Source organism: Klebsiella sp. M5al, assembly GCF_002090195.1.
In the GTDB taxonomy this organism is placed as follows: domain Bacteria; phylum Pseudomonadota; class Gammaproteobacteria; order Enterobacterales; family Enterobacteriaceae; genus Klebsiella; species Klebsiella grimontii.
The window spans coordinates 2,426,486-2,453,437 of sequence record NZ_CP020657.1 but is presented as its reverse complement, the minus strand read 5'-3'; the positions used below and the strand labels follow the sequence as shown (position 1 = coordinate 2,453,437).

The window sequence follows — 26,952 nt, the reverse complement described above, 5'->3', positions numbered from 1 at the left end:
GCTTTTTGTTGTCGTCGTATTGAGCATTGTCGCCTGTATTATTCAGCAGTCGGGTTTTGCCGAGCTGGTTACCCATTTTGATCGTCTGCGCGAGGCCATCCGCCAGAGCGGCACCTTCGGCTATACGCTCTATATTCTGCTGTTTATTGTCGCCACCCTGTTTTTAATACCGGGCTCTATTTTGGTGATTGCCGGCGGCGTCATTTTTGGTCCGCTCGCGGGGACCTTGCTGTCGTTGCTGGCGGCGACGTTCGCCTCTTCCCTGTCGTTTCTGTTCGCCCGCTGGCTGGGCCGCGAGCTGCTGATCAAATACGTCGGGCAGACGGCGATATTTCAGACTATTGAACACGGTATCGCCCGTAGCGGCAGCGATTTTTTAATTCTGACCCGGCTCATCCCGCTGTTTCCCTATAATATCCAGAATTACGACTATGGCCTGACGGCGATTCCGTTCTGGACGTTTACCTTTATTTCCGCCCTCACCACCTTACCCGGCATATTTATTTACACGCTGCTGGCCAGTGAGCTTATTCGCGACGGGATCACCTCTCTGTTTATGCTCAAGCTGACGCTCGCGGGGCTGGCCTTATTTGCCCTGATTCAGGCGGCGAAAAGATATGCCCGCTATCGGCGGATCGCGACGCCACGGTTACTGTCTAACGATGAAAAATAGCCACGCGCGCTCGCGGATAGCCATTGGCATTACGCTGCTTGCGCTTTTGCTGGCATGGTGGCTGATACCCGGCGTACATGGGTTTATGCAGCGCAGCCTCGCGGCCTTCGCTACGCTCGATCAGCAGGCTGTTGAGCGTTTTATCGATTCCTGGGGCCCGCAGGCGGCGCTGGTCTCCTTCGCGCTGATGATTCTGCAGGCGATTATCGCCCCGCTTCCCGCCTTTTTGATCACCTTTGCCAACGCCTCCCTGTTCGGGGCTTTCTGGGGCGGCGCGCTGTCGTGGGTAAGCGCCATGGCCGGGGCGGCGCTGTGCTTTTTTATCGCCAGAGCGCTCGGCCGAGACGCGGTGGAAAAACTCACCGGCAAAAGCGTATTGCAGAGTATGGATGGCTTTTTTACCCGCTACGGCAAACACACCCTATTAATCTGCCGCCTGCTGCCCTTCGTGCCATTCGATCCGGTGAGCTACGCCGCCGGACTGACGTCAATGCGCTTTCGCCACTTTATGCTGGCCACCGGCCTCGGCCAGCTGCCGGCGACGATAGTCTATTCGTGGACCGGCAGCCTGCTGACCGGCGGCACCTTCTGGCTGGTCACCGGTTTATCGATCCTGTTTGCGCTGGCCATTGTGGTGGCGGTCGCGAAAGCGCTCTATCTTGAACAACAAAAGAGGCGTTCACGATGAGTTTACCCCCTCTGAAGTCCATTCCGCTGATTCTTCGCCCGCAGGCCTGGCTGCATCGCCGCCACTACGGCGAGGTGCTCAGCCCTATCCGCTGGTGGGGGCGTATTCCGCTGGTGTTTTACCTGGTGTCGATGTTCGTCGGCTATCTGGAACGCAAGCGTTCGCCCCTCGATCCGGTGCTGCGCTCGCTGGTCAGCGCCCGCGTCGCGCAGCTGTGCTTATGCGAGTTTTGCATTGATATCACCAATATGAAGCTGGCGGAACGCAGCGGCGGCAGCGATAAGCTACTGGCGGTCGCCGAATGGCGGGACAGCGCGTTATTCAGCGAACGCGAGCGGCTGGCGCTGGAGTATGCCGAAGCGGCCAGCATGACGCCGCCGGTGGTCGACGACGCGCTGCGCGACAGGCTGGCAGGTCAGTTTGACGCCCGCGCGCTCACCGAACTCACGGCGCTGATCGGTTTACAAAACCTGTCGGCGCGCTTTAATTCAGCCATGGCGATCCCCGCCCAGGGATTGTGCCGGATCCCAACCGATTCAAAACCATAAGGAGCGGTTATGCGCAGTATGTTGGTCTTCGCTTTACTGCTGCTCTCCCCGCTGGCCGCCAGCGCGGGATGGCAATCCACGCAACAAGAAGCCCGCGACCAGACGGTGTGGTTCAACGCCTGGGGCGGCGACCCGGCGGTTAACCGCTATCTCGACTGGGTCAGCGACGAGGTGAAGCGCGACTACGCTATCGACCTGCGCATCGTGCATATTGCCGATGCCGCCGATGCGGTCAAGCGCATCCAGAGCGAAGCCCGCGCCGGACGCAGTCAAGGTGGTTCCATCGACCTGCTGTGGGTGAACGGCGAAAACTTCCGCACCCTGAAAAACGCCAGGCTGCTGCAAACCCGCTGGGCGGAAACCCTGCCTAACTGGCGCTTCGTCGATACGCAAAAGCCGGTGCGCGAGGATTTCTCCCTTCCGACCGACGGCGCGGAGTCTCCGTGGGGCGGCGCGCAGCTCACCTTTATCGCCCGTCGTTCACAAACGCCCGACGCGCCGCAAAATCCGCAGGCGCTGCTGGCTTTCGCCGCCGCGCATCCCGGCAGCGTCACCTATCCGCGTCCGCCGGATTTTACCGGTACCGCGTTTCTTGAACAGCTGCTGCTGACGCTGACCCCGCAGCCCGACGCCCTGCGCCAGCCGCCTGAGGAGGCCACCTTCGCCGCCGTGACCGCGCCGCTGTGGCGCTATCTTGACCAGCTTCACCCTCTGCTGTGGCGACAGGGCCGCGACTTCCCGGCTTCGCCCGCCCGCATGGATGCCATGCTGAAGAGTGGAACCCTCAGGCTTTCCATCACCTTTAATCCATTGCACGCGCAGCAAAAAGCGGCCAGCGGCGAGCTGCCGAAAGACAGCTACGGCTTCGGCTTCAGCGAGGGGATGCTCGGCAACGTCCATTTTGTGGCGATCCCGGCCAATGCCCGGGCGACGGCGGGAGCGAAAGTCGTCGCTAATTTCCTGCTCTCGCCGCAGGCCCAGCTGCGCAAGGCCGACCCGACGGTATGGGGCGACCCCAGCGTGCTGGATCCGGCGAAATTAACGGAGAAGGAGCGGCAGGCCTTTAATGCCGTTGTGCCGCAGGATATACCGCCGATGCTGGGTGAACCGCACGCGGCCTGGGTTGACGCGCTGGAGCAGGAATGGCTGCGCCGCTACGGCACGCACTAAGGCTGCTGACCTGGGCCGCCGTCGCGCTGATCTATCTGCCGCTGCTGCCGGCCGCGGCGCTGATGGCGCTTCCGGCTCTTCGCCTCTCCCTCTGGCAATCGCTATTTGCCGACCCGCAGTTTGGCCAGGCGCTGGCGGCGACTCTCGTCTCAACCCTGCTGTCGGTGGGCGGCGCGCTGATCATCACGCTCACCGTCGTGGCCGCGCTCTGGCCGTCGGGCGGCTGGCGACGGCTGGCGGCCAGGCTTCCGCTGCTGCTGGCGGTGCCCCACGTGGCCTTCGCTACCGCCGCTCTGCTGCTGTTTGCCGAAAGCGGCTGGCTCTCTCGCCTTTTCCCACTCTTTTCCCCGCCGATCGACCGCTACGGCATCGGCCTGGGCCTGACTATGGCGATGAAGGAGAGCGCGTTCCTGCTGTGGGTGGTTTACGGTCTGCTGGGTGAAAAACGCCTGGCCGAACAGGCAACGGTATTAAAAAGCCTCGGCTACGGACGCTGGCAGTGCCTGACGTGGTTGGTGTTACCCACCCTGCTTCCGGCGCTGTCGGTAGTGCTGCTGGCGACTGCCGCCTGGAGCCTTTCGGCGGTCGACGTCGCGCTGGTGATCGGGCCCGGCAACCCGCCGACCCTGGCGGTGCTGGCCTGGCAATGGTTAAGCCAGGGCGATGAGCGCCAGCAGGCGAAAGGCGCCCTCGCCAGTCTGATACTGCTGCTGGCCCTCGCCATGATGGCGCTGGCGGCATGGGGAGTCTGGCGTCTCTGGCGACGACGGATCCCGCCGGTTGAGGGGATCCGTCGCCCGCAGCCGCGGGCGCTCGCCGGGAAAAGCTTCGCCCTTCTTCTGCCGCTGTGCGGGGTGGCCTGCGCCCTGCTGCTTGCCGCGGCGGCGCAGAATAGCCAGCCGGTCCACGATAGCGTCGGCAACAGCCTGTGGCTTGGGCTATGCTCAGCAGCGATCGGCGCGGTCATCTGTCTGCTATGGCTGGCGCTGGGCCCCTCCCGCTTCGGCGAATGGATCTGGCTGCCGCTGATTTTACCGGCGCTGCCGCTGGTGGACGGCCAATATCAGCTGGCGCTGTATACGTGGCTGGACGGCGAGCGGCTCACCGTTTTATGGGGGCATCTGCTGTGGGTCGTACCGTGGATGCTGTTTATTCTGCGTCCCGCGTGGCGCGCTCGCGATCCGCGCGCGGAGCTGGTCGCCCGCACCCTCGGCTGGCAACGAGGCCGCATCTTCTGGCTGGTCACCTTACCTGCCCTGACCCGTCCGCTGCTGACGGCGCTGGCGGTGGGCTTTTCGGTAAGCATCGCACAATATCTGCCGACGTTATGGCTGGGAGGCGGACGGGTTGCGACCCTGACCAGCGAAGCGGTGGCGCTGAGCAGCGGCGGCGATACCTCCACCCTCGCCGCGCAGGCGCTGTGGCAGCTGCTGTTACCGGCGCTGTTTTTTGCCGCCACCGCGCTGCTGGCCTGGCTGATCGGCCACTATCGACAAGGATTACGCTAATGTTGATCGTCAAAAAACTCACCCTGCGCCTCAACGGAGAGCCGCTGCTGCGCAACGTCGATTTTTCCGTTGCTCCCGGCGAGGTCCTGACCCTGATGGGGCCATCCGGTAGCGGCAAATCAACGCTCTTCTCCTGGATGGTCGGTGCGCTGGAAGAGAGCTTCTGCGCCGCCGGCGAGCTGTGGCTGGATAACCAGCGCTGCGACAGTTTACCCACCGAGCGGCGGCGTATCGGCATTCTGTTGCAGGACGCGCTGCTGTTCGACCACTTCAGCGTCGGGCAAAATCTGCTGCTGGCGCTGCCCGCTGACGTCCAGCGTTCCCAGCGTAAACCCCGGGTAGAACAGGCGCTGGAGCGTGCCGGGTTAGCGGGGTTCTACAGGCGAGATCCGGCAACCCTTTCCGGCGGCCAGCGGGCGCGAGTCAGCCTGCTGCGCGCCCTGCTGGCCCGGCCGCGGGCGCTGCTGCTGGATGAGCCGTTTAATCGCCTCGACGTGGCGCTGCGCGCCGATTTTCGCCGCTGGGTGTTCAACGAACTGGCGCGGCAGGCGATCCCCGCGGTGCTGGTTACGCATGATGACCAGGATACGCCCGTCGGAGGGCGCTGCTTGCATATGAGGCTCTGGCAATGAAAGCCTGCGCTATCGCAAAGAATTATCCGCTAATAACGCGGAGAATTGCCGCTCAATTTTCTACTGCCGGGCATTTCGATGAAACGTGTTTCTCAACTGACCGCACTCGCCCTGCTGATGGGGCTTGCTGCCGCTGCCACCTCCGCCGCTGACGCCATGCCGACGCTAACGCTCTCCACGCTGCAACAGCACAACGGCGTCGCCATTGATACGCGTCTTAGCGCTTTCTATAACGGTTGGCCGCAAGGCGCCAACGGCCCTCAGGGCCATGAACCGCAGGCGCTCAACCTCGCCGCCGGCTGGCTTGGCGCGATGACCGACGAACAGCTGGGCGCCTGGGCTAAGCTGCACAATCTGCAGGCCTCAACGCCGATTGCGCTGTACGGCGACGCCGACGACAACGCGAAAGTCGCGGCGCGCCTTAAGGCCGCAGGTTTCACTCATCTCAGCTCGCTTGGCGATGCCCTGAGCCAGGCGGAGCGCCTGCAGAAGCTGCCGCATTTTGAGCAGCTGGTGTATCCGCAGTGGTTGCACGATCTTCAGCAAGGTAAAGCGGTGGCCGCCGCCCCTGCCGGGAAATGGAAAGTGTTTGAAGCCGCCTGGGGCGCGCCGAAGCTGTATCTGCTGAGCCATATTCCGGGCGCCGGGTATATCGATACCAACGAGGTGGAGAGCGAGCCGCTGTGGAATAAAGTCTCCGACGCGCAGCTTAAAGCGATGCTGGCAAAACACGGTATTCGCCACGATACCACGGTGATTTTGTACGGTCGCGACGTGTATGCCGCCGCCCGCGTGGCGCAGATCATGCTTTACGCCGGAGTGAAGGATGTGCGCCTGCTCGACGGCGGCTGGAAAACCTGGTCCGCCGCCGGACTGCCGGTCGAGCGCGGAACGCCGCCGAAGCAAAAACCCGAGCCGGAGTTCGGCGCGGCGATCCCGGGCCAGCCGCAGCTGATGCTCAATACCGAGCAGGCTCGCGCCCTGCTGCACCGTCAGGACGCCTCGCTGGTGAGCATTCGTTCCTGGCCGGAGTTTATCGGCACCACCAGCGGCTACAGCTATATCAAGCCGATGGGGGAAATTGCCGGCGCCCGCTGGGGCCATGCCGGAAGCGACTCCACCCATATGGAAGATTTCCATAATCCGGACGGCACCATGCGCAGCGCAGATGATATCGCCACGATGTGGAAATCATGGAATATTCTGCCGAGCCAGCAGGTCGCTTTCTACTGCGGTACCGGCTGGCGCGCTTCAGAAACCTTTATGTACGCCCGGGCGATGGGCTGGAACAACGTCTCGGTCTACGACGGCGGCTGGTACGAGTGGAGCAGCAACCCGAAAAACCCGGTCTCTCGTGGCGAACGCGGCCCGGAGAGCAGCAAGTAATTCGCTAATTGGCAACATGCGCTACGTGGAAGCATCAGGCCCGGCGCGTTTCCCGGAGGCGGCGCGCGGGCTACCGTTCCGCAGACGGCTGTGACCCAGTAGCCCGGCTAAGCGCAGCGCGAGCCGGGAAAACCGGCTCATCAATCTCTGACCTGCTTCAGGGTCAGATATCCGCTCCACACCCGTGTAAAGGTCGTCAGCCAGCACAGCGCGCCAAACATCCACGCCAGCCACGCAAAGCACGCCGGGAACAGACAGCTCAGCACAAACAGCGCGATAGTTTCCGTCCCTTCCGTCAGCCCGCCAAGGTAATAAAACGATTTGTGGGCGTAGCCCGGGTTATCGATCTGATGCTTTGCCGCCAGCGCGGCAAAGGCAAGAAAGCTGCTGCCGGTGCCGATAAAAGCGAACAGCAGCCAACCGCCCGCCAGCGCGTTGTGGGCCGGATCGGCTAGAATAAAACCAAACGGCACCAGGGCGTAAAACAGGAAATCGAGCGAAATATCGAGAAAACCGCCCGCATCGGTCAATCCGCGTCGCCGGGCCAGCGCGCCGTCTAAGCCGTCCAGCAGGCGATTGAGCACAATCGCCGCCAGGGCCGCCTGATACCAGCCCAGGGCTAAAAACGGCAGCGCCAGCACGCCAATCGCAAAGCCAAATAGCGTCAGGCCGTCGGGGGAAATAGCCGGACGATCCAGCAGGGCGGCGGCGGCGTTGAGGACAGGTTTTAGACGAGGATGCAAATGACGGTCAAGCACAAAGTCTCTCCAGCGGATTGAGGGTTGTTTGACGGGGACAAGGACGGTGATAATAGGCCATTATCCCGTACAGAACGATGATTCACATGCTAAAAACCCTTGATGTTGTTGCCGCCATTATCGAACGCGATGGGCACATTCTGCTGGCGCAGCGGCCGCCCCACGCGGATCAGCCGGGAATGTGGGAGTTTGCCGGCGGAAAAGTCGAACCTGGCGAAACCCAGGCCCAGGCGCTGGCGCGTGAGCTGCAGGAGGAGCTGGCGATCAACGCCCGGCCGGAATGCTACATCGCCAGCCACCTGCGCGAAGTGTCCGCCCGCCTGATTCATCTTCACGCCTGGTGGGTTCCACATTTTCACGGCGAACCCATCGCCCGCTACCACAGCCAGCTGCGCTGGTGTTCACCCCAGGAGGCGTTTACCTTCAACCTTGCGCCAGCCGATATTCCCCTGCTCGAAGCCTTTATCGCCCGGCGCGCCGCTCTCCCTTCCCGCTAATTTTGTCTGGCGGCAGTCATCGCTTTTGATTATGAGCACCGCCTGATTATAAATTTTGCTTTCTGAACAATTTTTCCTTGCTTAACTAACGATTTCCGATGGTATAGTCGGAAAATCGGCTTTTTCAAGGGCCGAATCATAATAAATAGACGCAACCACAACCATAAGGGGAACTTATATCTATGGATCAGACGTGCACTCTGGAAGGTTTTCTCGCCCGCGTTCAACAGCGCGATCCAAATCAAACTGAATTTGCTCAGGCGGTCCGCGAGGTGATGACCACCCTGTGGCCATTTCTTGAGGAAAATCCGCGCTATCGTCAGATGAATTTGCTGGAACGTCTGGTTGAACCGGAGCGTGCTATCCAGTTCCGCGTCGTTTGGGTTGATGACCGCAATCAGGTTCAGGTTAACCGCGCCTGGCGCGTGCAGTTCAACTCCGCCATCGGCCCTTATAAGGGCGGTATGCGTTTCCACCCCTCCGTAAACCTGTCGATTCTGAAATTCCTCGGTTTTGAACAAACCTTCAAAAACGCCCTGACCACCCTGCCAATGGGCGGCGGTAAAGGCGGCAGCGACTTCGATCCTAAAGGCAAAAGCGATGGCGAAGTGATGCGTTTCTGCCAGGCGCTGATGACCGAACTGTATCGCCACCTCGGCCCGGATACCGACGTGCCGGCCGGTGATATCGGCGTGGGCGGGCGTGAGGTGGGCTTTATGGCCGGGATGATGCGTAAGCTCTCCAACAACAGCGCCTGCGTATTCACCGGTAAAGGCCTCTCCTTCGGCGGCAGCCTGATTCGTCCGGAAGCCACCGGTTACGGTCTGATTTACTTCACCGAAGCGATGCTTAAGCGCCACGGTTTAGGCTTTGAAGGGGCTCGCGTCGCGGTGTCCGGCTCGGGCAACGTGGCGCAGTACGCGATTGAAAAAGCTATGGAGCTCGGCGCGCGGGTGATTACGGCTTCCGACTCCAACGGTACCGTGGTTGACGAAGCCGGCTTCACCAAAGAAAAACTGGCGCGCCTGATCGACATTAAAGAGCGCAGCCACGGCCGCGTGGCGGATTACGCGCGCGAGTTCGGCCTGACCTATCTTGAAGGCAAACAGCCGTGGTCCGTGCCGGTGGATATCGCGCTGCCGTGCGCCACGCAAAACGAGTTGGACGTCGACGCTGCCCGTCAGCTTATCGCCAACGGCGTGAAGGCCGTCGCCGAAGGCGCCAATATGCCAACTACTATCGCAGCGACCGATCTGTTCCTCGAAGCGGGCGTGCTTTTTGCGCCGGGTAAAGCGGCAAACGCCGGCGGCGTAGCCACCTCGGGCCTGGAAATGGCGCAGAACGCCGCGCGCATGGGCTGGAAAGCGGAGAAAGTGGACGCTCGTCTGCACCACATCATGCTAGATATCCACCACGCCTGTGTTGAGTACGGCGGCGAAGCGAAGCAGACCAACTACGTACGCGGCGCGAACATCGCCGGTTTCGTGAAGGTCGCCGACGCGATGCTGGCGCAGGGCGTGATTTAAGACGGATATTTCTTCGAACCTGGCGCAGGTTCGGATGATATCGAGATAAACCCCGGTTTCCCGGGGTTTTTTATTGCGGGCTTTCCGCTGCGGGGCCGGAGGCGGATTTTTTATCTTTCGCTTTGGCTCGGCCTTTCCCCTTACTAAAGCTTTTCTTGCCGTCGCCCGGCGCCACAATTCCGCGGAAGCGGCGTACCGGCGTGCTCCTGGCCTGGTCGATAAGCTGGAACAGGGTACCGACCAGCGGCTGCATAAAGTCCTGATAGCGGCACTGCTTCTCGCTGATTTGCGTCAGAATCGACTCCCAGTGGGCGGTCATATCCGGGCGCGTCGCCATTTCAGGCAGCGAATGGAACAGCGCCTTCCCGGCGTCGGTTGAGTGGATATAGCGCCCTTTCTTGGTTAAGAAGCCGCGCTTGAACAGCAATTCAATAATGCCGGCGCGGGTCGCCTCCGTACCGAGGCCGTCCGTTGCGCGCAGGATCTTCTTCAGGTCTTTATCCTGCACAAAGCGGGCGATGCCGGTCATCGCCGACAGCAGCGTGGCGTCGGTAAAGTGACGCGGCGGCTGGGTCTGCCGCTCCACCACTTCGCCTTTTTCGCACAGCAGCTCGTCATCTTTTGCCACCACCGGCAGCGGCATGCCGTCGTTCTCTTCGTCGCGCTCTTTATTGCCCAGCAGGGTTCGCCAGCCCGCTTCCGCCAGAAAACGCGCTTTGGCAACGAACTTGCCGTTGGCGATGTCGAGATCGATCTGACATTTGCGGAACACCGCATCCGGGCAGAACTGCATCAGATACTGGCGGGCAATCAGGCCGTAAACCTTCTCTTCGTTGTCACTGAGCTTCACCTGCGAGCTGCGGGCGGTCGGAATAATCGCGTGGTGGGCATCGACCTTTTTATCGTCCCAGCAGCGGTTGCGGATCTCCGGATCCACCACCGGCTGCGGCAGCAGATCCGCCGCGTGCACGCTGATGGCGTTCAGCACCGCATGGCGCCCGGCAAAATGCTCTTCCGGCAGGTAGCGGCTATCCGAACGCGGATAGGTAATCAGTTTATGGGTTTCATACAGCTTCTGGCAGATATCCAGCACGTTCTGCGCGCTAAAGCCGAAGCGCTTCGCGGCTTCAATCTGCAGCGCCGAGAGGGAGAACGGCAGCGGCGCTGGCTCAGAGTCCCGCTTATCGTTATAAGCGGTGACCGTCGCCGGCTGGCCCTCAATGCGCTTGACGACGTGCTCGGCAAGCGAGCGATGCAGCAACCGTCCCTCTTCATCCTGATACGGTTCACAGGCCTCGCTGGGCACCCAGGTGGCGACAAAACGTTCATCCTTGGGGGTAACGATATGCGCCTTTACGTCGAAGAAATCTTTAGCGACGAAGTTTTCAATCTCTTCATCGCGGCGTACCACCAGCCCCAGCACCGGCGTTTGCACGCGTCCGACCGATAGCACCCCTTGATAACCGGCGTTACGGCCAAGGATGGTGTACGCGCGGGTCATATTGATCCCGTACAACCAGTCGGCGCGGGCGCGGGCCAGCGCCGAGACGCACAGGGGTACAAATTCGCTGTTGGCGCGCAGGCGGTTAATCGCCCGCTCCACCGCCTGCGGGTTAAGATCGTTGATCAGACAGCGCTGCACCTGCTGACGCTTTTCCGGCGCCAGCTGCAGATAGTCAAGTACCTCATCCACCAGCAGTTGACCCTCTCTGTCCGGGTCACCGGCATGAATGACTTCCTGCGCATCGCCGAGCAGACGCTTAATCACGTTAAGCTGTTTGGTCACCGATGGCTTAGGCTGGAGCTGCCACTTTTCCGGCACGATCGGCAGGTCGAGCAGGTTCCAGCGCGCATAGCGCGCATCATAGACATCGGGCTGGGCCTGCTCCAGCAGGTGACCGATGCACCAGGTGACCACCTGCCCGTTACCGCACTCAATATAGCCGTCGCCTTTGCGATGCGGTTTTGGCAGCACCTCGGCGATGGCGCGGCCGAGACTCGGTTTTTCTGCAATAAACAGCCGCATGAAATCAACGGATCTCAATCATGGGGCGTCCGCCGCGGGCGGTTACCAGCTCGCCGATAGCGCTAAGCGTGATACCAAACTCAGCGGCGGCTGCCTGCACCTCAGCCTCGGCTTCCGGCGCTACCGCCAGCAGCAGACCGCCGGAAGTTTGCGGATCGCACAGCAGATCGCGCCACTCTGGCGGCATATCGCCCATCAGATGACCGTAGCTGGCGAAATTACGCCCGGTACCGCCCGGCACCGCGCCCGCCGCGATGTAGGCTTCCACGCCGGGCAATTTCGGGATATCTGCATAGGTAAGCTGCGCCTGTACGCCCGCGCCGCGGCACACTTCGCTGAGATGGCCCAGCAGCCCGAAGCCGGTCACATCAGTCATCGCCTTCACGCCGTCGATATGGGCAAATGCCGAGCCAACGAGGTTCATCTGGCACATGGTTTCCGTCGCCAGCCCCTGGTGCTCTGGCTTCAGCAGCGACTTTTTCTCCGCGGTGGTCAGCACGCCAATACCCAGCGGTTTAGTGAGATACAGCTTGCAGCCGGCCTGCGCGGTGCTGTTTTTCTTCACCCGCTCGGTCGGAACCACGCCGGTCACCGCAAGACCGAAGATGGGTTCAGGCGCATCAATCGAGTGGCCCCCGGCCAGCGCGATCCCCGCCTGCTGGCAGGCAAAACGACCGCCCTCAACCACCTGACGGGCAATTTCCGGCGCCAGGGTATTGATGGGCCAGCCGAGAATAGCGATCGCCATAATCGGCTTACCGCCCATGGCGAAAATATCGCTGATGGCGTTGGTCGCCGCGATGCGCCCAAAGTCGAACGGATTGTCGACGATCGGCATAAAAAAGTCGGTGGTGCTGACGATCGACGTACCGTTGCCGAGATCGTAGACGGCGGCATCATCGCTGGTTTCGTTGCCCACCAGCAGATTTGGGTCGATAAATTTGGCCTGGTCGCTTTGCAGGATAGTTTCCAGCACTTTAGGGGAAATTTTACACCCGCAACCGGCTCCGTGGCTGTATTGCGTTAAACGAATGGTTTGCTCGCTCATGGACATCTCCTGTCATTGCAATCCCGCTATGGTAGCGCCCAAACGGCGGAGTGGTAAGTGCGACAGTCCGAAATCGCGTATGGTTGCTCATTAAGCAGACAAAAAACCGATTTTGCGATGCGGGCCCGCTTTTTCAACGTGATTTTACCCTTTACTAAAAAATGACAGAAATATGACAAGCATAAATTCTGTTTTCTCTGGACATATAACAACGTAAGGAAATTTTAATGAAAAAGCGTGTTCTCGCCGTTTGCCTGGCCAGTTTCTTCTCCATCAACGCTTTCGCCCTGGTTCCCGCCGGTAACGACGTCACCACCAAGCCCGATCTCTACTATCTGACCAATGCGCAGGCTATCGACAGCCTCGCGCTGCTACCGCCGCCGCCGGAGGTGGGCAGTATCGCGTTTTTAAACGATCAGGCAATGTATGAGAAAGGACGCCTGCTGCGCGGCACCGAGCGCGGCAAACTGGCGGCGGAAGACGCAAACCTGAGCGGCGGCGGCGTCGCCAACGCCTTCTCCGGTGCCTTCGGCTCGCCTATTACCGCCAAAGATGCGCCGGAGCTGCACAAGCTGCTCACCAACATGATTGAAGATGCCGGCGACCTGGCAACGCGAGGAGCGAAGGAGAAATACATGCGCATTCGCCCCTTTGCGTTTTATGGCGTCGCCACCTGTAACACCAAGGAACAGGATACGCTATCGAAAAACGGCTCCTACCCCTCCGGCCACACCTCTATCGGCTGGGCCACCGCGCTGGTGCTGGCTGAGATTAATCCCCAGCGGCAAAACGAAATCCTTAAGCGCGGCTTTGAGCTGGGCGAAAGCCGGGTGATCTGCGGCTATCACTGGCAGAGCGACGTCGACGCGGCGCGTATCGTCGGTTCGGCGGTCGTCGCCACGCTGCATACCAACCCGGCCTTCCAGCAGCAGCTGCAGAAAGCGAAAGACGAATTCGCGAAACGACAGAAGTAACGTCGTCCGCGGTTTGGTAGCCCGGACAGGCGCGCCAGCACCGCCTCCGGGAAAGGCGTCGAGTCTGATACGCTGGCACTACTTCCAGCCGGCTCGCGCCGCGCTTAGCCGGGCTACAACCCGAGGCGGCGATGAGCCGGGCCCGTCCGGCATAAAGAACGAACTCAGAAGCGCGTCACGAACGGCGCGGTATCCGGCAAAGCGATCGTTGTTGAAGCTTTGAGCTGCGGGGTCCCCAGATAGAGAAATCCCACGATTTTATCCTGCTCGCGGCAGGCAAACCCTTCGCGTATAACCGGGCTTTCGGTTAACGCGCCGCTGCGCCAGATGCCGTTATACCCCTGCGCCACGGCCGCCATCTGCATGGCCATCACCGCGCAGCCTGCCGACATCTCCTGTTCCCATTTGGGTACTTTCGGATGTTCTTCACAGCGCGCCACCACCGCAATGATCAGCGGCGCGCGAAACGGCGCGCTGCGGGCTTTTTCAATCGCTTTTTCATCTCCGCCTGCCGCCACCGCGCCTTTTTCCAGCAGCTGGCTGAAGCGCTCGCGCCCTTCATCAGCGATAATGAAGAAGCGCCACGGCTGTAGCGTCCCGTGGTCCGGCGCACGCAGGCCGGCGCGCAGGATGTTTTCCAGCTGTTCGCCCGCCGGCGCCGGGTCGGTCAGACGTGAAGCGCTGCGGCGATTAACCAGTAGTTCGAGAGCATCCATCTGTATAACTCCTGTGATGTGATTTTTCACAAAATTAACATGAGCAAGGATTTTGTTACAGCCCAACGGGTGATTCCTGCTGACAACCGACGGCACTCTCATTAGGATAGCCAGACGCGGCGGCCCCTGCGGCTCGCCCATTTTTGATTATGGTTAGGGAGAATACATGCGAACTCTTTGGCGACTGCTCGCCGGATTTTTTAAATGGACATGGCGCGTGCTCAATTTCATTCGCCAGCTCGCACTGAACGTGGTTTTCCTGGTGCTGGTGCTGGCCTGCGTCGGCATCTGGGCCCAGTTCAGCAGCACAACGACAGAGCACAGTACCCGCGGCGCGCTGCTGCTGGATATCACCGGCGTGGTGGTCGATAAACCCTCGGCCAGCAGCAAGCTTGGCGTAATTGGCCGCCAGCTGTTTGGCGCCAGCTCCGATCGCCTGCAGGAAAACTCGCTGTTCGATATTGTGCAGACCATTCGCCAGGCGAAAGACGACCGCAATATCACCGGTATCGTGCTGGATCTGAAGAACTTTGCCGGCGGCGATCAGCCATCGATGCAGTATATCGGTAAAGCGCTGCGCGAATTCCGCGATAGCGGCAAGCCGGTATATGCCATCGGCAGCAGCTACAGCCAGGGTCAGTACTATCTCGCCAGCTTCGCTAATAAGATCTGGCTTTCGCCGCAGGGCGAAGTAGACCTGCACGGCTTCGCGACCAACGGCCTGTACTATAAATCGCTGCTCGACAAGCTCAAGGTATCGACCCATGTGTTCCGCGTCGGCACCTATAAGTCAGCGGTAGAACCGTTTATCCGCGACGATATGTCCCCGGCGGCGCGCGAAGCGGATAGCCGCTGGATCGGCGAGCTGTGGCAAAACTACCTCAACACCATTGCCGCCAACCGCCAGATCACCGCACAGCAGCTGTTCCCCGGCGCTCAGGGCGTGATTGACGGCCTGCGTAAAGTCGATGGCGACACGGCTAAATACGCGCTGGATAACAAGCTGGTTGACGAGCTGGGCACCTCCACCGAGGTCGAGAAAGCGCTGACTAAGCAGTTTGGCTGGAGTAAAGCGGATAACAACTACAGCGCGATCAGCTATTACGATTACAGCGTCAAAACGCCTGCCGACCAGGGTTCCGCGATTGCGGTTATCTTTGCTAACGGCGCGATTATGGATGGCGAAGAAACGCCGGGTAACGTCGGCGGCGACACCACCGCCGCGCAGATCCGCGACGCGCGCCTCGATCCGAAAGTGAAAGCGATCGTGCTGCGGGTAAACAGCCCGGGCGGCAGCGTCAGCGCCTCAGAAATGATTCGCGAAGAGCTGGCGGCAGCGAAAGCGGCCGGAAAACCGGTTGTGGTATCGATGGGCGGCATGGCGGCCTCCGGCGGTTACTGGATCTCCACCCCGGCGAATTATATCGTCGCGAACCCCAGCACCCTTACCGGCTCTATCGGTATCTTTGGGGTGATCAATACCGTCGAAAATACCCTCGGCTCGATTGGCGTCCATACCGACGGCGTGGCCACCTCGCCGCTGGCCGATGTCTCCACCACCAAAGCACTACCGCCGGAAGTGCAGCAGCTGATGCAGCTCAGCATCGAAAACGGCTACAAGCGCTTTATCACCCTGGTGGCGAACGCGCGTAAGAGCACGCCGGAGAAAGTCGACCAAATCGCTCAGGGCCACGTCTGGACCGGTGAAGATGCGAAAGCGAACGGCCTGGTCGACAGCCTTGGCGACTTTGACGACGCGGTGGCAAAAGCCGCCGAGCTGGCGAAGCTGAAACAGTGGCATATCAACTACTATCAGGAAGAGCCGACTTTCTTCTCGATGGTCGTCGATAGCCTGACGGGTTCCGTCCGCGCGGCGCTGCCGGCAGCGGTCCAGGCGTATCTGCCCGCACCGGTCGCCGCGGCGGCCAATGCGGTGAAAACCGAGAGCGATAAGCTGGCGGCATTCAACGATCCGCAGAACCGCTACGCGTTCTGCTTAACCTGCGCCAATATTCGTTAATCCTCTGCCGCCCCATCCCGTGGGGCGGCATTTACTTTATTTTTTCTTCCGCCCCTCTATACTGCGCCTGTCTACGTTTAACCTAAGCGATGCTATGCAGAAGAAATCTATTTACGTTGCCTATACCGGCGGCACCATTGGTATGCAGCGTTCTGAACACGGCTATATCCCCGTTTCCGGCCATTTACAGCGCCAGCTGGCGTTGATGCCCGAGTTTCACCGCCCGGAGATGCCGGACTTCACCATTCATGAATACGCCCCGTTAATGGACTCTTCCGATATGACGCCGGAAGACTGGCAGCATATCGCCGACGATATTCGCGATCATTATGACCAGTACGACGGTTTCGTGATCCTCCACGGCACGGATACCATGGCGTTTACCGCCTCGGCGCTCTCCTTCATGCTGGAAAATCTGGGGAAACCGGTTATTGTGACAGGGTCACAAATTCCGCTCGCCGAGCTGCGCTCTGATGGCCAGATTAACCTGCTCAACGCGCTGTACGTCGCCGCCAACTACCCGATTAACGAAGTGTCGCTGTTCTTCAATAACCGCCTCTACCGCGGCAACCGCACGACGAAGGCCCATGCCGATGGCTTTAACGCCTTCGCCTCGCCCAACCTGGCGCCGCTGCTGGAAGCCGGCATCCACATTCGCCGGCTCGGCACGCCTCCCGCTCCGCACGGTAGCGGCGAACTGGTGGTTCATCCCATTACGCCGCAGCCGATTGGCGTAGTGACGATTTATCCCGGCATTTCCGCCGACGTGGTGCGCAACTTCCTGCGCCAGCCGGTCAAAGCGCTGATCCTGCGCTCCTATGGCGTCGGCAACGCGCCGCAGAACGGCGAGTTTATTCAGGTCCTGACCGAGGCCAGCCAGCGCGGTATCGTGGTGGTTAATTTGACCCAGTGTATGTCTGGCAAGGTCAATATGGGCGGCTACGCCACCGGTAACGCGCTGGCGCAGGCTGGCGTAATTAGCGGTTTTGACATGACCGTCGAAGCCACGCTGACCAAGCTACACTATTTGCTGAGCCAGGATCTGGACGTGGCGGCTATCCGTCACGCCATGCAGGAGAATCTGCGCGGCGAACTGACACCCGATGAGTAAGGAGAAGCACATGACCCAGCGCGCGCTGCTACTGGTCGACTTACAAAATGATTTTTGCGCCGGCGGCGCACTTGCCGTCCCGCAGGGCGACAGTACGGTGGATGTCGCCAACCGGCTTATCGACTGGAGCCTGCAACGAGGCGAAACGGTGGTTGCCAGCCAGGACTGGCATCCGGCGAATCACGGCAGCTTTGCCAGCCAGCATCAGGTTGAGCCCTATACCCAGGGCGAGCTTGACGGCCTGAAGCAAACGTTCTGGCCGGATCACTGCGTGCAAAATAGCGAAGGCGCGGCGCTGCATCCGCTGCTCAAACAGCAAGATATTGCCGCCGTATTCCATAAAGGCGAAAATCCGTCCATTGACAGCTACAGCGCCTTTTTCGATAACGGTCACCGGCAGAAAACGCGGCTCGATGCGTGGCTGCGCGAGCGCGGCATTAACGAGCTAACGGTGCTGGGGCTCGCCACCGACTACTGCGTCAAGTTTACCGTGCTCGACGCCCTCAATCTGGGCTATACCGTCAACGTGATTACCGACGGCTGCCGCGGGGTGAATATTCAGCCGCAGGATAGCAATCTGGCGTTTATGGAGATGGCCGCCGCGGGGGCAACGCTGTATACGTTGGCGGACTGGGAAGAAACCCAGGTGTAAAATCCGCCGACAGGACGCCGTGCGGTCTTCCTCCCTGGGCGGCATAAAACGCCTTGCCCGGGCGACAGGTCCGCGCGGTTTCGTATCCTGGACAGACGCGCAGCATCGCCTCCGGGACTCCGCAAAAGCATCACCCAAGGCTTGAAATCTCTTCCAGCGAAACTTTGCGCGTTTCGATGCCAAAGCAAAACAGAATCAGCGCGCAAAGTACCAGCATGACGCCCAGGACGATAAAAACTCGAATCGAACCGTAGCGCGTCAGCAGGAGCGCGACGCCGTAAGGGGTAAATACCGCGACAATTCTTCCTATCGCGTTAACAAATCCCGAACCGCGTAGCCTGAGGTGCGTTGGCCACAGCTCCGGTACATACACCGCGGAAGCAAAGCAGACGTACATATACAGGAAAAAGATCATCACCAGACCATAGCTTAGAATGGCCCACTCCGCGGTCTGAATAGAGTAGACGTAACCGAGCAGTGCGATAATCATCAGCAGTGAGGAGCCAAATAATCGGCGCGGAAAACGATCGATAATCAGCGCGGCGATAAATATCCCCACCGGCGCGCCAATCATAATAATCGCGGTCATCAAGATAGATTTTGTCACGTCGATCCCCGAGTTGACGAAAATCGTTGGGATCCACACCGTGATGGTATAGAGCGAAATGTTCATAGCGATAAGGACCGTGATCGCCACCAGCGTCCGCCGCAGCATCTGGCCTTTAAAAAGTAGCCAGAACGAACCGCTCTCCGCGCACGGCTCCGCCGGGCCAGCCCCCTGCCAGGGCGGTAAGGTGATGCTTTTCTCTTTCTCGATTTGCAACTCCACCTGCAGGAGATGTTTTTCAGCGGCGTTTCGTTGCCCCTTGCCTGCGAGCCAGCGGGGCGACTCAATAAAATATTTCCCCGACAGATACCATGCCAGCAGCATTGCCGCGCCGCCGAGCAGAAACATCATCCGCCAGCTTAAAAAGGCGATCACCACGACGCCGATGGCCGCCGACAGCATGGGCGACCAGTTGCCGACAAACGACAGCCGGGCGGACCATTTTCCGCGCACCGCGGGCGGAATAAATTCGGTAAATGAGGCATAGCCCACCATGATCAGCGCTCCCATTCCGCAGCCCATCAGACAGCGGAAAAAGATAAGCCAGTACATGTTGGGGACAAATGTCGCCGCACAGGCAGAGATTCCAACGATAAGTAAATTCACGCGAAAGGCTTTGCGACGGCCAAGATAATCGCCCATAAAACCGCCGGTCAGCGATCCGATGAAGTAGCCAAACATCAGCGCTGAGGTGAATGTCGCATTCAGGTAATTATTTGACCAGCCGTTACTGACTAATTTTGCCAATACTATGTTGCCGGAATAGCTGAGAAAACCGGTGATTAATAAGCTGAAACTAATAATGCCGAAAATACGAAAATGAAATCGTGATAAGGGTAAGCGATCTAATCTTGCGCCGATAGGGTCACATTGTTCCATCTGGATGCCTCAAATTCAGCTAAAATTATTAAGTATGGCGTTCGCGGCAGAGTTAATTTTGCCGCGCGATCCATCATCATTAATTTTTTATGGCATTGCCCAGGTGCAAACTAAAACAATATCGACACGACCAACGGTGACGTTAATAAACGAGTTGAATATTATTTTCTTTACAGAATGCAATCCACTGTGCACCCGGCGCCTTATTGGTAATAAGGTAATTAATATGACTAAAATCCACGAGCTGGACGAAAGCTTTACGATCGAACTTTGAATGGTCGACCAGCAGCGCCACTTCCGTTGCCTGGCGGATCATGGTTTTCTTGATTTCCGCTTCCGCTTCGTTAGAGTCCAGCGCCCCGCTTTGCATATCGAGACCCTTGCAGCTCATCACCATAATATCAACATGATAACGACTGATAATTTCCTTGGTGATCCGCCCCTGCAGCGACAGCGTATTTTTATTCAGCTCTCCGCCGGTGGAAACAACGTTTATTTCCGACTGCGCCAGTTCATGGAAGGCTTCCGCGGAATTGGTCAGCAGCGTGAGATCATTTCTTTCCTTCAGCAGTTTTAATAACTCCATCGCGGTACTGCTGGAATCAGCGGCCATAGTGGTCTTATTTTTAATAAACGGCAAGGCGTTACGGGCAATGACCTGTTTCTCTTCAAAATGAGACTTTGCGCGTTTATAAAAATGAACATTATCGGACAACGCGCTGGTATTTAATACTGCGCCGCCGTACGTGCGAGTCAAAAAACCTTCATCTTCAAGCTTTTCCAGATCGCGGCGAATCGTTTCCTCTGTGACCTGAAAAATTGCGCTTAAATTAGAAACCGCTACTTTCTTATCATTAGCCACCATTTGCTTAATGGCCTGAATTCTGTCTTTTGCCGCCACGGTAACACCTCTGTTTCCTGCAAAGTCATAATAAACCCCTGGTATCCGCCAGGTCATGTTTGTTTTAAAAATAACATGTCCGAATCACAGATTCCAATATTCTTTTACACAGAAACAGAGGTCAGTCACGCCGCGCTTATTGGGTCTCCAGCGCTTGCGCCATTTGTCTCATCAGTAATGAATCATCATCCGTCAGAGCGATGGTCAGCGCGTCGATATTCTCGCGCACCTGTTCGGGCGCCGTAGCGCCGCTAAGTAAGGTGATTAAATCGCTTTGCTTTAGGATCCACGCCAGCGCCAGGGCGGGGATGGCGCAGCGATATTTCTCGCACAGCGGCTGCCACTGCTCGAGCATATCAATCACGCGTAGCATATTTTCCCGCTGGAACCAGACTTTGTTGGCCCGCGCGCCGCCGGGAACATAATCCCGTGTGATAGTACCGGACAGCAGCCCCTGCTCGAGCGGCGAATAGACCTGCACCACGATGCCGTTCTGCTGGCACAACGGCAGCAGCTCGGCTTCCAGCGCCCGGTCAAGGATGCTGTATTTGGCCTGCACGATATCCAACTCGCCGTGTTTGAGATATTCCCTGATATGTCCGGCATCGACGTTCGCTGCGCCGATAGCGCGGATCTTTCCCTCTTTCTTTAGCGCGTTCAGCGTCGCTACGGTCTCCGCAATTGGCGTAAAGCAGGGTTCGACTGACTGCCAGTGGGTCATATAGATATCAATGGTGTCGATACCCAGCCTTTGCAGGCTGGCATCCACCTCTTCGCGAATCGACTCGGGCGTCAGGTTTTTATACAGCTGGCGATCCCCCACTTTATTAAACAGGCTTCCCGTCCGCTCCCAGACGATGCCGCATTTGGTCTCAACCACTATATCGCGGCGCGGCAGCTGCTTTAGCGCCTGACCAACAATCACTTCGCTATTGCCGAAGTTGTAGCCCGGCGCGGTATCAATCAGATTAATTCCGCAGCGATGCGCCTCAATAATGGTGTCGATGCAAATCCGCAGGTCGAGATCACCGTTCCATGCCGGGCCGCCGCCGATGGCCCATGTTCCTAATCCCATGCGGGAAAGCCTAATATCCGTACTGCCTAAAGGAATCATTTTCATCTGTCGCTATTACCCTTCGTATTCATCAAGAAGTTGTTCAACCAGCTTTCTGTTTTTTACGCCCGTCGTGGCGCCCACGCTGAGGACCGATATCGCCGCCGTGGCGTTTGCAAACAGCGCGCATTCGCGCAGCGGCTTGCCTTCAAGCAGCGCGGAGATAAATCCCGCGGCAAAATTATCCCCGGCGCCGATGGTATCGATGGCGGTAATCCCTGAAACCGCCGGAACCGCCATCTTCATATCGGCCCGCTTAATAAAACAGCCCCTCTTGCCGGTCTTAATGACGACCGTTTTCACGCCGCAGTTCAGGAAACTATCGGCAATCTCATCCAGCGTCTCTTTCCCGGTGAGCAGTTTTGCCTCGGCAAAATTGGGAAACAGATAATCGACATAGCCCAGCGCCTCACGAATATCCTCCAGGGTTTCGTTAAGCCGCGGCTTAATCATATCGGCGCAAATCATCAGCCCGTACGCTTGCGCCTGAGAGAAAATCTCCACTAACGCTTTGCCGTCGAGCAGCGGACTATTAAAAATACTCGCCAGCGACAGCAGTCTTGCCTGTGAGAAGCGCTTAAAATCGACATCGTTAATATTCAACTGCCACAGGCTGCCGTTGCGATTAGTGACGAAAGTACGTTCGCCATCAGCGGTCACTAAACCTACGTTGATGGAGGTATCTGTATTGGCATCCTGCTTCAGGCTCAGAATATCAATCTTCTCTCGACGACAGTGGTCGAGAATAAAATGACCCGCCGCGTCATTCCCTACCCGACTGATTAATGCCGTCCGATGTCCAAGGCGAGAAATAATCGTCGCCTCATTAATTGCATCCCCCCCAGTGGTCATCGCAATGCGTTCTAATGGATAAGAGTCGACATCAAAGATATTTTTACTCACCGGCTGCAGGGGAATATCCACGATGGCCGCCCCCAGACAAATAACCTCGATATTATCCATAGTGTCATTCCGCTTTCCCGTCAGAGCCAAACAGTTTGATTTTCTCCAGCGCGCGGGCTTTTACCGCATTGCGGACTTCACGCTCAACGTGCAGGAACGGCTGATTCTGGTTCTCCTGGACCGCCGCCATCGCCGCCTGGCACAGTTCGGTGTGGATATTGATTTTCGCAATGCCTAATGAAATGGCCTTCTTGATATCCGCATCGCTAATGCCGGACGCGCCGTGCAGCACCAGCGGAACGGCCACCGCCTCGCGCACGCGCTTAACCACGTCAAAATTCAGTTTCGGTTCTGAGGTATAGACACCATGCTGGTTGCCAATCGCCACCGCCAGCGAATCACAGCCGGTACGTTCGACGAATTCCGCCGCCTGATCCGGATCGGTATAGTGATAGTCGGCCAGCGCTTCTTCGTAGACCGTTTCGTTCCCCACGTGCCCCAGCTCCGCCTCAACCGGAATACCCAGCGGATGGAAGAAATCCACCGCCTCTTTGGTCAGGCGAATATTCTCTTCGAAGTCAAAGGCCGAGGCGTCGCGCATCAGCGAATTCATGCCGTGGACCCAGGCGTTATGGATAATCTCCATGCTGCGGCCATGATCCCAGTGAGCAATCACCGGTACCGATGCCTTTTTCGCCATCGAAACCATCATATGCGAAAAATCTTCAAACGAGGTATTGCCCACAAATCCGGTACCGAAAGAGATAATCACCGGCGACTTAGCCTCTTCCGCCGCATCAATCACCCCCATTAACATTTCCGCATTCCACACGTTAAAGTGGGCAATCGCATAATGTTTATTCCGGGCATCATTTTCCCAATATTCAATATCTGCCAGCATGGTTGTTTCTCCCTTTGCAATAAATTAATGGTTAACTTTAATAACGCCTTTAATGATTTCACGTTTGTTATTAACGGATTCGTCAAACGCGCGCTGAACATCCTCAAAATCGTAAATATGCGTCACCATCGACTTCACATCGAAACGCCCGGAGGAAATAGCTTCAATGGTGACCGGATAGCGGTTGGCATAGCGGAAAACGGTCTGAATCGACACTTCGCGGTTAATCTTGAGGAAATTGATCGCTGAATCCCCGGGAACCGTACCGACGATCATGATTTTCCCTCCGCGCATGACCAGATACGGAGCCTGCTTAACGGTGACGGCCGAACCGGCGGTTTCGAATACGATATCGGCCCCCATATCACCGGAGAACTGCTGGCAGCGCGCGACGGTGTCCTCTTTCGCGCCGTTGATAACGACGTTGGCGCCAAGCTTCCCGGCCATGGCAAGGCGTTTTTCCAGCACATCCACCACAGCAATGTTGGTTGCCCCCAGGCAAAGGCATGCCTGCAGGGTCATTAAACCAATACAGCCTGCGCCAAGAATGACGATTTTCTTGCCCGGCTTGACGTCCGCCAGCATCGCGGCATGCATGCCGACCGCCGCAGGCTCCACCAGCACGCCTTCCATCGTGTCCATATTGTCGGGCAGCTTATAGGTGAAGCTCTCCGGATGGCACAGGTAGTGGGTTAACGCGCCGCGATAATTTGGCTGCGTGGCCATGAAATCAACGTCAGGACAGATATTGTATTTTCCCTCCAGGCAGTAGCGGCAGTGGCCGCACGGCACGCCGGGCTCAATATTCACCCGGTCGCCGGGTTTAAATTTGCTCACGCGGTTGCCCACCGCCACCACCGTACCGGCGCATTCGTGCCCCAGACCAATTTCCTGATTGGGATCTTTCGGCGGAATAAAGGGGCCCGATTCAAAACCGTGGACGTCTGAGCCGCAAATACCGACGTATTCAATTTTTATCAGCACTTCATGCTCTTTCGGCACCGGGATATCGGCGGCAATAATTTTCATCGTGCCCGGCGTTTTTAATATCGCTTTTACATTCTTCATATTATTTCCCGTCAATATTATTTGCTGGTAACGGCATCAATACCGAGGCTTTCGACAGAGACGCCTTTAGTTTCAATTCCGATTGTGGCAATAGCGACCGCAACAATAATGGAGACGGCCCCCAGCAGCACAAATACCCCAGTCACGCCGTAACCGTTAAGCAGTACCGCCACCGCATAAGGCGCGGCGATGCCGCTGATGCGCCCCACCGCGTTCGCCAGGCCTGAACCGCGAAGCTTCGCTTCGGTCGGCCAGATTTCCGGCACATATACCGCTGAGGCATAGCACACGTACATATAGACAAACGTAATCAGGAAGAAGCCAATTAAGGTAATCAGCAGCATGCTGGTTTGCAGCGAATAGATATATCCCAGTACGGCAATTAACACTAACAGGCCTACGCCCATCGTCTTTCTGGGAATTTTATCCATCACCAGCATGGCGATAAAAATCCCGAACGGCGCGCCGAACATACTCATGGTATTTAAAACAATCGAGTCTTTCAGATTAATTCCCTGGGTCATAAATATCGTCGGCAGCCAGTTAATTAAGGTGTACTGGACGACATTCATGGCTATCAGCACGAATGAGCCTAAAATTACCCGCTTCAGTAATACACCCGTTAATAACGCTGAATAGGGCACGGCGCGCGGCGCTTTACCATCATCTTCTATTACCACTGGCGGCAATGGCTTACCGGTTTGCAGCACGACTCTCTCTTCAATGGCCCGCATCACCTCTTCGGCTTCCTCATAGCGTCCACGAGACTCCAGCCAGCGGGGCGATTCAGGGAAACTGCGCCAGGCAATCACGGTGGCTATCAGCGACAACACGGCGGGGATCAGCAGTTGAACGCGCCAGTTCCATTCCGCACTAATTAACGGTGTTAATCCCATCGCGATCAGCGAACAGAGCGGATAGGACCAGTTGCCGATAAACGAGACCCGGCTGGACCAGGTGCCGCGATTTCTGCCGGGCATATATTCGGTAAAACCGGCGAATAAGGTGACCAGCAGCGCGCCTAATCCGACCCCCATGACAAAACGACTGGCGATAAGGAAGGTCATGTTCGGGGAAAATGCCCCGACGACCATGGCAACGATATGAATCGCTTCATACAGAATGAAGGCGTTTTTACGCCCAATTTTATCGCCGATGATGCCGCCGCCGAGCGCGCCAAGAAACATACCCGCCGTGGTAATGGCGGAGAACGTGGCGGTGGTCGAATTATCGGTCCAGCCGAGCACCTTCAACTGCGCGAGAATTAACCCGCCAACGGCATTGCTCCAGCAGACCAGTAACCCGAAAGCGACCATGGCAAACATTGCCGAGTGCCAGCGGCAGTCAGGCAGGCGATCCAGCCTGGCGCCGCAGTGCGGTTTTGCTATCTGTTCCATCGGATAACGTTCCTTTCATAAAGGGGTTATTCATCAAAGTCGTAAGTCATAATGACTTTGATCGCGGTTTTATCGACCATGGCGTCAAACCCTTCGCGCCATTGCGACAGGCCAATGCGGTGCGTGATCATCGGTTTGACTTTGATCGCGCCGCTGGCGAGCAGGCGAATGGCGTTACGCCAGGAAGTGGAGTCATAGGCCATATGCCCGATGATGCTTTTATTCCACGTGGTGATATCGTTGATGGAAAAGTCCAGCGGTTGGAATCCCATGCCCACGCGCACCACTTCACCGTTGGGACGCAGCATTTCGATGGATTGTTTGAGGGCGATATTGGCGCCAGAACATTCGATAACCAGCCCCAGATTATCTTTGCCGCAAATCGCCTGGCAGCGGGCGACCACATCCTCAGTAGAAGCGTTGACTACCGCCGTTGCGCCGAGCGCTTTGGCAATAGGGAAACGTACCGCGACATCCTCTTCCAGCCCGACCATGACGATATTCACGGCCCCCATAATGCGCGCCATCTGTACGGAAAAGAGCCCAAGTGGACCGGTACCGAAAACCACGACGTCCTGACCGGGAAGAAATTTGGATTGTTGAGCGAGCGACTTATAGGCATTACAGATAGGATCCAACACCGCCGCGTCTTCGTAATCAACGCCCGGCGGAATCTCCCACAGCGCATGACGATGGATTTTGAGGATCTCTCCCGGTACCAGGCAGTATTTTGAAAATCCGCCGCCCCAGGTATTGTTGTCCAGACCCAAATTCACTTTTTCTGCACAACACAGAAAATCGCCCTGTTCGCAGGCCGGACAAACGCCGCAGACGTGCCCGCTATTATCCGAGACTACCCGCTGGCCGACTTTCCAGTCCTTGACCTTGTCACCCACCCGAACAATGGCACCGGCAAATTCATGGCCGCGTATGGAGTTAAATTGATCGGAACCGCTGTCGACATTGTAGTGTTTCATATCCGCGCCGCAGATGGCGGCGGCTTTGATTTCAATCACCACGTCATCCGGGCCGCACACCGGTTCCGGAACGTCAATCATCTTATAGCCGCCAAAGGCCTTACCAAATCTTGCCAGTGCTTTCATTGCGTCTTCCTTTGTTTAATGGTTTTGCTTCAGTGGAGGCAATACTTAACCACAAAATCTTTGAGGTCAATATTAAATCTTTAAAACACAGATATTGATCTGCATTTCACAACTCAGATCACAAATACGGCAACATTCGTCGAGGG

General features: G+C 57.8%; 25 protein-coding genes. 13 read left to right on the top strand and 12 right to left on the bottom strand.

The features are described 5' to 3' along the window. Window positions 1-19 precede the first annotated feature (19 nt). The 7 genes from BWI76_RS11660 to BWI76_RS11630 all read left to right on the top strand — a co-directional run bounded on the left by BWI76_RS11660 (window position 20) and on the right by BWI76_RS11630 (window position 6,605). Window positions 20-673, top strand: a complete 654-nt coding sequence (locus BWI76_RS11660; protein ID WP_004138226.1) for a TVP38/TMEM64 family protein — start codon at window positions 20-22, stop codon at window positions 671-673. Next, the gene (locus tag BWI76_RS11655; RefSeq protein WP_004138228.1) at window positions 663-1,361 is read left to right on the top strand and encodes a TVP38/TMEM64 family protein; all 699 of its coding nucleotides are present in this window, start codon (window positions 663-665) and stop codon (window positions 1,359-1,361) included. Before BWI76_RS11660 ends, BWI76_RS11655 begins: the two co-directional genes overlap by 11 nt. After that, window positions 1,358-1,909 carry a carboxymuconolactone decarboxylase family protein gene (locus tag BWI76_RS11650; protein WP_004138231.1) on the top strand — a complete coding sequence of 184 codons (552 nt, stop codon included), beginning with the start codon at window positions 1,358-1,360 and terminating at the stop codon, window positions 1,907-1,909. Before BWI76_RS11655 ends, BWI76_RS11650 begins: the two co-directional genes overlap by 4 nt. A 9-nt stretch (window positions 1,910-1,918) precedes the next feature. Continuing rightward, complete coding sequence (locus tag BWI76_RS11645; RefSeq protein ID WP_004138232.1) at window positions 1,919-3,079, top strand: ABC transporter substrate-binding protein; 1,161 nt, start codon at window positions 1,919-1,921, stop codon at window positions 3,077-3,079. After that, window positions 3,052-4,587 (top strand): ABC transporter permease subunit, encoded by a 1,536-nt coding sequence (locus BWI76_RS11640; protein WP_004138234.1) that lies wholly within the window; start codon window positions 3,052-3,054, stop codon window positions 4,585-4,587. The genes BWI76_RS11645 and BWI76_RS11640 overlap by 28 nt, the downstream gene beginning before the upstream one ends. Next, a complete protein-coding gene (locus BWI76_RS11635; protein ID WP_004138236.1) occupies window positions 4,587-5,219 on the top strand; it encodes an ATP-binding cassette domain-containing protein in 633 nt (210 codons plus the stop codon). The genes BWI76_RS11640 and BWI76_RS11635 overlap by 1 nt, the downstream gene beginning before the upstream one ends. 78 nt (window positions 5,220-5,297) lie before the next feature. Then, complete coding sequence (locus tag BWI76_RS11630; RefSeq protein WP_004138238.1) at window positions 5,298-6,605, top strand: sulfurtransferase; 1,308 nt, start codon at window positions 5,298-5,300, stop codon at window positions 6,603-6,605. Between the two features lie 140 nt (window positions 6,606-6,745). On the opposite strand, the gene BWI76_RS11625 is transcribed toward BWI76_RS11630, so the two are convergent. Continuing rightward, window positions 6,746-7,363, bottom strand: coding sequence for a CDP-alcohol phosphatidyltransferase family protein (locus tag BWI76_RS11625; RefSeq protein WP_049087346.1), 618 nt, complete (start codon window positions 7,361-7,363; stop codon window positions 6,746-6,748). An 86-nt stretch (window positions 7,364-7,449) separates the two neighbouring features. Here BWI76_RS11625 and BWI76_RS11620 point away from each other — a divergent pair, with 86 nt between their 5' ends. Together BWI76_RS11620 and gdhA are read left to right on the top strand one after the other, a co-directional pair. Beyond that, entirely contained in the window at window positions 7,450-7,860 is a 411-nt protein-coding gene (locus BWI76_RS11620) for a pyrimidine (deoxy)nucleoside triphosphate diphosphatase (RefSeq protein WP_004138245.1), read from the top strand. Window positions 7,861-8,042: 182 nt separating this feature from the next. Next, entirely contained in the window at window positions 8,043-9,386 is a 1,344-nt protein-coding gene (gene gdhA, locus BWI76_RS11610; protein WP_004138255.1) for an NADP-specific glutamate dehydrogenase, read from the top strand. A 70-nt stretch (window positions 9,387-9,456) separates the two neighbouring features. Here the strand turns inward: gdhA and BWI76_RS11605 are convergent, their stop codons facing one another. Both BWI76_RS11605 and selD read right to left on the bottom strand, forming a co-directional pair. Beyond that, on the bottom strand, window positions 9,457-11,412 hold the full coding sequence (locus tag BWI76_RS11605; protein ID WP_004121401.1) for a DNA topoisomerase III: 1,956 nt from the start codon (window positions 11,410-11,412) through the stop codon (window positions 9,457-9,459). Window positions 11,413-11,416: 4 nt separating this feature from the next. After that, window positions 11,417-12,460, bottom strand: a complete 1,044-nt coding sequence (selD, locus tag BWI76_RS11600; RefSeq protein ID WP_024359457.1) for a selenide, water dikinase SelD — start codon at window positions 12,458-12,460, stop codon at window positions 11,417-11,419. 227 nt (window positions 12,461-12,687) lie between these two features. On the opposite strand from selD, the gene phoC reads away from it, so the two are divergent. Then, the gene (gene phoC, locus BWI76_RS11595) at window positions 12,688-13,434 is read left to right on the top strand and encodes an acid phosphatase PhoC (protein ID WP_004138262.1); all 747 of its coding nucleotides are present in this window, start codon (window positions 12,688-12,690) and stop codon (window positions 13,432-13,434) included. Between the two features lie 164 nt (window positions 13,435-13,598). On the opposite strand, the gene BWI76_RS11590 is transcribed toward phoC, so the two are convergent. Then, on the bottom strand, window positions 13,599-14,150 hold the full coding sequence (locus tag BWI76_RS11590) for an NAD(P)H nitroreductase (RefSeq protein ID WP_004138264.1): 552 nt from the start codon (window positions 14,148-14,150) through the stop codon (window positions 13,599-13,601). A gap of 166 nt (window positions 14,151-14,316) precedes the next feature. On the opposite strand from BWI76_RS11590, the gene sppA reads away from it, so the two are divergent. From sppA to pncA, 3 genes are all read left to right on the top strand, one after another. Then, window positions 14,317-16,170, top strand: coding sequence for a signal peptide peptidase SppA (gene sppA, locus BWI76_RS11585; RefSeq protein WP_064371693.1), 1,854 nt, complete (start codon window positions 14,317-14,319; stop codon window positions 16,168-16,170). Between the two features lie 94 nt (window positions 16,171-16,264). Next, window positions 16,265-17,281, top strand: a complete 1,017-nt coding sequence (gene ansA / locus BWI76_RS11580) for an asparaginase (protein WP_004138269.1) — start codon at window positions 16,265-16,267, stop codon at window positions 17,279-17,281. A 10-nt stretch (window positions 17,282-17,291) separates the two neighbouring features. Next, window positions 17,292-17,933 (top strand): bifunctional nicotinamidase/pyrazinamidase, encoded by a 642-nt coding sequence (gene pncA, locus BWI76_RS11575; protein WP_004138271.1) that lies wholly within the window; start codon window positions 17,292-17,294, stop codon window positions 17,931-17,933. Window positions 17,934-18,063: 130 nt separating this feature from the next. Here pncA and BWI76_RS11570 read toward each other — a convergent pair whose 3' ends face one another. The 8 genes from BWI76_RS11570 to BWI76_RS11535 all read right to left on the bottom strand — a co-directional run bounded on the left by BWI76_RS11570 (window position 18,064) and on the right by BWI76_RS11535 (window position 26,806). Next, a complete protein-coding gene (locus tag BWI76_RS11570) occupies window positions 18,064-19,419 on the bottom strand; it encodes an MFS transporter (RefSeq protein ID WP_004138273.1) in 1,356 nt (451 codons plus the stop codon). Between the two features lie 142 nt (window positions 19,420-19,561). Then, complete coding sequence (locus BWI76_RS11565) at window positions 19,562-20,320, bottom strand: DeoR/GlpR family DNA-binding transcription regulator (protein ID WP_004138274.1); 759 nt, start codon at window positions 20,318-20,320, stop codon at window positions 19,562-19,564. A 136-nt stretch (window positions 20,321-20,456) separates the two neighbouring features. Then, window positions 20,457-21,440, bottom strand: coding sequence for an aldo/keto reductase (locus tag BWI76_RS11560; protein WP_004138276.1), 984 nt, complete (start codon window positions 21,438-21,440; stop codon window positions 20,457-20,459). Between the two features lie 9 nt (window positions 21,441-21,449). After that, window positions 21,450-22,397 carry a carbohydrate kinase family protein gene (locus BWI76_RS11555; protein ID WP_004138277.1) on the bottom strand — a complete coding sequence of 316 codons (948 nt, stop codon included), beginning with the start codon at window positions 22,395-22,397 and terminating at the stop codon, window positions 21,450-21,452. 4 nt (window positions 22,398-22,401) lie between these two features. After that, window positions 22,402-23,238 carry a ketose-bisphosphate aldolase gene (locus tag BWI76_RS11550; RefSeq protein ID WP_004138279.1) on the bottom strand — a complete coding sequence of 279 codons (837 nt, stop codon included), beginning with the start codon at window positions 23,236-23,238 and terminating at the stop codon, window positions 22,402-22,404. Between the two features lie 24 nt (window positions 23,239-23,262). Continuing rightward, on the bottom strand, window positions 23,263-24,306 hold the full coding sequence (locus BWI76_RS11545; RefSeq protein ID WP_064371692.1) for an NAD(P)-dependent alcohol dehydrogenase: 1,044 nt from the start codon (window positions 24,304-24,306) through the stop codon (window positions 23,263-23,265). A 17-nt stretch (window positions 24,307-24,323) separates the two neighbouring features. After that, window positions 24,324-25,703, bottom strand: a complete 1,380-nt coding sequence (locus tag BWI76_RS11540) for an MFS transporter (RefSeq protein ID WP_004138283.1) — start codon at window positions 25,701-25,703, stop codon at window positions 24,324-24,326. Between the two features lie 26 nt (window positions 25,704-25,729). Then, window positions 25,730-26,806, bottom strand: coding sequence for a zinc-binding dehydrogenase (locus BWI76_RS11535; RefSeq protein WP_004138285.1), 1,077 nt, complete (start codon window positions 26,804-26,806; stop codon window positions 25,730-25,732). Window positions 26,807-26,952: the final 146 nt, after the last annotated feature.